5 protein-coding genes are annotated in these 6,064 nt (G+C 54.8%); 1 reads left to right on the top strand and 4 read right to left on the bottom strand.

Annotated features, from left to right (window positions below):
- Window positions 1–23: 23 nt before the first annotated feature.
- Window positions 24–680, bottom strand: a complete 657-nt coding sequence (locus HNR46_RS15735; RefSeq protein WP_184020481.1) for a response regulator — start codon at window positions 678–680, stop codon at window positions 24–26.
- A 361-nt stretch (window positions 681–1,041) separates the two neighbouring features.
- Between HNR46_RS15735 and HNR46_RS15740 the strand changes: the two genes are divergently transcribed.
- Window positions 1,042–1,536 carry a transposase gene (locus tag HNR46_RS15740; RefSeq protein WP_184020483.1) on the top strand — a complete coding sequence of 165 codons (495 nt, stop codon included), beginning with the start codon at window positions 1,042–1,044 and terminating at the stop codon, window positions 1,534–1,536.
- Window positions 1,537–1,824: 288 nt separating this feature from the next.
- On the opposite strand, the gene HNR46_RS15745 is transcribed toward HNR46_RS15740, so the two are convergent.
- The 3 genes from HNR46_RS15745 to HNR46_RS21420 form a co-directional block, all read right to left on the bottom strand.
- Entirely contained in the window at window positions 1,825–2,646 is an 822-nt protein-coding gene (locus tag HNR46_RS15745) for a hypothetical protein (protein ID WP_221285213.1), read from the bottom strand.
- A 776-nt stretch (window positions 2,647–3,422) separates the two neighbouring features.
- Window positions 3,423–4,067, bottom strand: a complete 645-nt coding sequence (locus HNR46_RS15750; protein WP_184020487.1) for a hypothetical protein — start codon at window positions 4,065–4,067, stop codon at window positions 3,423–3,425.
- A 17-nt stretch (window positions 4,068–4,084) separates the two neighbouring features.
- Window positions 4,085–5,668, bottom strand: coding sequence for an RHS repeat-associated core domain-containing protein (locus HNR46_RS21420; RefSeq protein ID WP_184020489.1), 1,584 nt, complete (start codon window positions 5,666–5,668; stop codon window positions 4,085–4,087).
- Between the last annotated feature and the right edge of the window lie 396 nt (window positions 5,669–6,064).

Raw genomic sequence — 6,064 nt, forward strand, 5'->3', positions numbered from 1 at the left:
AAAATGGGGACACCGTGCCCCCATCAGGACAAATCGAGGAATCCCCGCCGAATCGCCTCACTCACCGCCGCGGGAAGGCTGCGCACGTGCAACTTGTCGAAGCTCCGCTTGATGTACTCCGTGACCGAATGCTGGCTCAACTCAAGTTGATCCGCGATCTCCTGACGGGTCAGACCCTTGGCCGAAAGCTGCAGCACCTCACACTCGCGCGCCGACAATGCCTCATTCGAAGGAATCGGGCTCAATCGACGAAAAGTCTGCAGAATCATCCCCGCAATCTTGGGATCCAGGGGAGTCCCTCCAGCCAAAACCTCCTCCAGAGTCTCGATCAATCGCGTCGCACTCCCCGCCTTCACCAAATAGCCATGCGCCCCCGACTCCAACGCCGCAAACACCTTCGCTTTGTCGGTAAAGGCCGTCAACACCAGCACTTGAACCAGCGGCATCAACTCCCGAATCTGACGGATCCCGTCGATCCCTCCCATCCCGGGCAATCCCAAATCAGACAACACCAAATCCGCAGACATCCCACCGCGAATCGCCTCCAAGGCATCCTCCATCGTCGAAAACTCCCCCACCACCTCATACCCTCGCTGGCTCAGCACCATCGAAACCGACTCCCGGAAATCGGCATGATCCTCAATCAGAATCAGCCGTGTTGCTTTCTTTTCCTTTCCCACACCCCGGGCATAGCCGCCCTCTTACCCCCACTCCATGGAAAAAACTCGGTCCAAGGAAGATTGCCCCCTGCTCAGCTCGGCAAGCGGAGTCTGAAGCGGCATCCGGCCGCTTTGGCTGATGCCTGTTCATGCCGGTCCTCGACTGCTGCACCCCGCGAGGTCCTCGGCCACGCGCTGGAGCTTACCAGGCCGGGCCAAGACCGCCGAGAGGGACATCAAACACAACTCACCAACCCGATACCACCCAATACGATGCAACACCGCAGCCTGAATAAGAACGAAGGCTGTCCAACTCCCAAGAGGGCACTACACGGCGATCAAGCGGGGCGAGACCCCGGAGGATGGGGAACACAAGCCGCGGATGCTTTGCCAGAAGGACCGCGACGCGCGATGGGCGAAGAAGCACAACGAGGCCCACGACGGCTACAAGAACCACGGGAAGACGGATGTGGAAACCAAGCTGGTGCGGGACGACCGGGTCAGTGCCGCCAGCGAGCACGACAGCCAGTGCTTTCAGGATCTCGTCGAGGAGGGTAACGGCACGGTCGATGCCGACAGCGCGTATCGGAGTCGCGGATCGATGCCGATGCTGCGGCGCAAGCGGGTCAAGACACGCATTTGCCAAAAGGGATCGAAGGGCAAACCGCTGAGCGCGGCGCAGAAGCGGGAGAACCGCAGGAAGAGCCGGGTGAGGGCGCGTGCCGAGCACGTGTTTGGCACGCAAGCGAGGCAGATGAGAGCGGACCGTATTGCTACCATAGGCATCGTAAGATCGGCGCGAGGCATCGGTGTAGGCAATCTCGCTGACCACCTGCTGCGTCTGGCGCGGCTCAACCTGCGGGTGGGATGGGCGTGAAAGGCGGAGAAAGCGGCACCGCGGGAGCCATTCCGAGCACGGCGAGAACCTCCTGGGAGCGGCACAGAGCCTCGCGAGGTGGACCCAATCGCAGGATTTCCGCCGCGCCAGGCAGATTTCAAAACCGTCACGATTTACACCCCGTCACCGGATGTGCCCACAAGTCGATTTACGACCGTCCAACGTATCGATTCAACACGAGTCGGATGTCAAATTTGGGCGTTAGCCATTCAGGACAGTCCAGAATGGCATCATCGAAAAGCTGACACACGCTTCCCCATAGAAATCTCAATCGCCAAAGATTCCCATCGAAATATCCCCCTGAGGTTCTGACAAAGTCACCACTCCGCCGATGATGGTTTCGTCGGTTGAGATTTTCGTCACGGAAGGACCCAATGGATTTCCGGTCTGACCTGTATTCGGCTTTGATACAGAATTCAACTCAATCAATGGCAGCGCCAATTCGGACGAAACGAGCCCCGTCAGAGATATCAAACCTTCGGCTTCAACCTCAACATAGACACCTCTCACAATATCCTGCGTAGAATTGGCCGCCCGCGCATCGAACTCCATGAACAAATGAGTGAATCCATTTGAAACATAAGCAAAAAAGCGCACATAATCCCCACCACCAAATGACCTCTTGTCAAGTGCGTAGAGCTGATTCCCCGCAGCCCCATTCGTGTCCGTCCCTCCATAATTGGTGCTAGCCAGAGTATAAAAAGCACCTCCCGACATATAATCCCAGCCGTCCGGGCAGACCACCAAACGAATGGGACCCCCGTGATTATTGATCCTCGCGACTGGAACCATGAAATCACCCGTAATGTAAGTTCCCGTCTTGGAAAAATAAAACATACTTCTCCGAGCATTCCCAATGGTCACGGGACCGAAGTATTTACCCTCCACGCCAGAGGGCAGATCGGGAATGGGCAGATATCCGCTCCCCAAAACAGCTGCACCCACCACGTCAAAATCTCCTCCATACCCTCCCCCATACTGACTGACCTTGAGATTCCCATCCACTTGCAATGTTTGCTCTCCATTGATGGTGGTATCAAAATGGTAGCTTTGACCTTGAACGATCTGTAACCCGAAAAACATGGGCATCCATTGGAAGAGTTTTTTAAACTTTCTCATATTAGATTTGCCAACAGAGCAGCATTCACCAAGGACTTCATCAAGCTTTTTTAATCACCCGACTTTCTTCCCATATTTACTCCATCGGCACCCGTTCCCGAGGAGGATGTCAAGCGGATACCAGAGACATGAATGACCCCATGTTGAGCCATCGGCTTGGCAAGCGCAGCGAGATACTCGATCCGGCCCACCGCCGTCGGCAAGAAAGACTGGCTCTGTGTCGGAGGGGGAGACACCGGCAAAAAAGCAACCATTCTCTGCAATCTCATCGCGACCACGCGGCTGCACGGTATCGAACCACAAGCACCTGCTCGAACCCCTGCTTGCCATGCAAAATCACGACCTCAAATCCCTGCTGGCTCAGAACTATCATCCCGGCGGCGCGGCACAAATCAAATCATGTGAGCCGCTTCAGCATCCGCCATTCGGGTCAGCCCTGGCACTTTCACATTTCATCCCATCAACTTCGTCATCCTCCTCACTCGTCTCGTCAGTTCTGACGACCTTGTGCGGCGCGCCCCACCTCTGCCGAAATGGCCCAGGGCAAGAACGCTCCCCGAGGCAGCCAACGAACCTCACTGGATTGCCCTCGCACACCTCCCACCCGCCGTCAAGGCACTCCATCAACGCTTCTTAACGGAGTGACGGGGCCATCAACCCAGAAAGAGCAAAGTGACACCCGCAACCACAATGTGAAAGTGCGAGGACTGACCCCTTTGACAGGCACTTCCATCTAAGACTCCGGGTTACTCGCTGAGCTCTGGCAGCACGCCATCCTTTACTTCACCATCCGGGAAGATTGTCGAATGACCATTCGGGTATTCGACCGAATCCAGAATCCCGCCCGACTTACCAACCTCACCCAACTCCTTAATGATTACCTCCCACTTGTTCTGGAACCGTCCGAATGGTCGTTCAATGAGCAATCGTTCATACCCGTCGTGCCCAAAATATATTTTCACATGGGGGAAAACCAGCTCTCGACGATCATCCCCGATGCCGTGCCAAACGCCCTTTCCGAAACTAAACGACAAAACAAACCCGCCATTCCGGACTGACTCGAGAGAAACATCCCCATCCGTGGCCGCATAGCCAGACACTCTAACCGTTTCCATTAATATGTGTGTTATCCCATCAAGCTCACTCGCCGGAACTCTTAGGACTTGGTTCCGAATGCCAGCTGTGACGCCAACCCCATCATTATTCATAACACGCACCTCCACCATGAGGTTGTATTTTTCAAATCCAAGCTTAAGCACATTAGGAATCAGGCTCCTTTCATCACTACCAAAGAGCCCATTGCTCGAAAATGCGTAAAGAATCATTACCACAACCGCCTGAGACAAACAAAAGCCGATGCGTTGATAGCTCATTTTCTTTTCACAACTCATAGTCAACAAATATCGTGTTATTTGGAAAGCCATCCGTATATCACGGCGTCATCCTTCGTGTAATAACGCCTACTTCTCGGCTTAGCATTAGGATCCGCCTTGGCCTTAGCTATATTTTCAACGTAAACCGCCCCATCATAATAACCATTCCATGACGTAGCGCTCGTTTGAGCATATGCTCCATATGCGTTTTCCGCCTTCTTCTCATGCCCGAAGACATTCCCTTTCTTACCAAACACACCATGACCGATTAGCTCATGCCACAAAAGCTCCGTTGAATTAGATACCCCGTCTTCATTTTCATATATTTGATATATTTGCCCGCTATGTTTCACACTGCGAACCACGCCACTCTCAACTCTTATATCAATCTTGGATGTCGGCGACCAATAAACAATTCCATCCATGTATCTCGGCGGCGACCCATACTTCAACTTGTATTCGTCCGTCTCGCTCTTAATTGCCTCGACAAGAGCGCTCCCCAGCTTAAGGTCGTCGCCTTTTAGATCACCCGGCTTTTTGTTCAACCTTAATACATACGTGCCCGTCTCTTTACTTTCCTCATCCCAACATAGCGCATGCCCGAACAGGCTCAACGCTTTCAGGGCAGACCCTCGGTATTCTTCACCCTCGGTAGTGACCACCTTACCCCCGAGCAGATCCACGCAACGAACTGCACTATTGGATAAAAAACCATACAAATTAATCCCGCCTGCTTCTTCGATGGGATCCCTCGATGGCCACCGCCCGGTCATCGGATCGTAGTAACGATAACCGTAGTAGAGGAAGTCACTCCCCGTGTCCTGTGGCTTTGTCGAAAATCCGTAGCTCGGCACGGTGCCTAGGGAAGCAATTCCATTGGTGCTAGTCGCCAGCTTCTCTTCGAAGATTCGATTTCCGAAGGGATCGTAATCCATACGCTGGAGGAGTTCCCCGTCTCCGGCCGACCATGAGATGATGTTCCCATTGGCGTCGTAGCCAGGAAGGTAGTGACGATTGGTGGTGTCGTGATACGAAACGGCGAGCAGGCCGCCCACCCCACCTGCATCCTGAAAGTTTGTCCTACCGTAGGGAGTGGCTCCGCCACCACCGAGGTCGAGGCCCCAAAGCTGGGTGCGACGCAAAACGTAGCTGCCTGTTGTTGGCGTGCCGGTGCCGGTTGCCACGGCATCCCATTCTGCGACCGGATTCCAGTCGTCGTAAACGAACCCGGTGATGGTCGTTTTCGTCGGGGAGGATCGCGCGTCAGCAACCTTTCTTCCAATCCGCCGACCGCGATAATCATACGAATACCACAGAGTCACGTTCGGAGCACCGGTTTTGGGAGTGAGTTTCACGAGTCGATTTTCACCGTCCCAAGTGTAGGTCCAGCGCGAGTCGGTTGTCAAATTTCCATCCAGATCATAAGTCCGTGCTTCACTCGCCTTGGGCACCCAATGCTCGATGGACGCCTGCAGGGTGTTGTCGCTTTGCAGCTTGACGGTCGTCGTGGATTTCCGGCCAGTGGTGGTGTTGCCCGTGGACTGCATCCGCAGCCCGTAAAGGTCGCCTTGGCTGGTGATGGATTGGACGGTCGTGTAGGTGGTGGCCGTGGCGGTCACCGCACCACTCGCTCTTACAAGTAGGTCGAAGGTGCCCGGGTGGGCGATGTTGGTGTATTGGTTGAGATCGTTGCGGGTGTAGGTGAGGGTGGAAGTGTTCGGGGAGGTGCCGAAGGTGGCGGTAGTCCGATTCCCGATCTCATCGTAGGCATAGCCATAGCTCTGCCCCGGAACGGCGGCGTCCGTAGCGGTCTTCTTGATCGCACCGGTGACTTCTCAAAGGGGTCAGTCCTCGCACTTTCACATTGTGGTTGCGGGTGTCACTTTGCTCTTTCTGGGTTGATGGCCCCGTCACTCCGTTGTAACCGTGGTCTGTGCCGCCGTTTGATTTTTCTTGGCGGCAGCGGTTATCAGGCAGCCTTCCGTGCTCGTTTTCCCTGTTGTGCTTGCAGCCAG

It is taken from the genome of Haloferula luteola (genome assembly GCF_014201715.1).
In the GTDB taxonomy this organism is placed as follows: Bacteria; Verrucomicrobiota; Verrucomicrobiia; order Verrucomicrobiales; family Akkermansiaceae; genus Haloferula; species Haloferula luteola.

Bases quoted from the DNA above. Each gene is read 5' to 3' on its own strand.
- HNR46_RS15750 (WP_184020487.1), bottom strand. From the start codon at position 4,067: ATGAGTTGTGAAAAGAAAATGAGCTATCAACGCATCGGCTTTTGTTTG.
- HNR46_RS15740 (WP_184020483.1), top strand. From the start codon at position 1,042: ATGCTTTGCCAGAAGGACCGCGACGCGCGATGGGCGAAGAAGCACAAC.
- HNR46_RS15745 (WP_221285213.1), bottom strand. From the start codon at position 2,646: ATGCCCATGTTTTTCGGGTTACAGATCGTTCAAGGTCAAAGCTACCAT.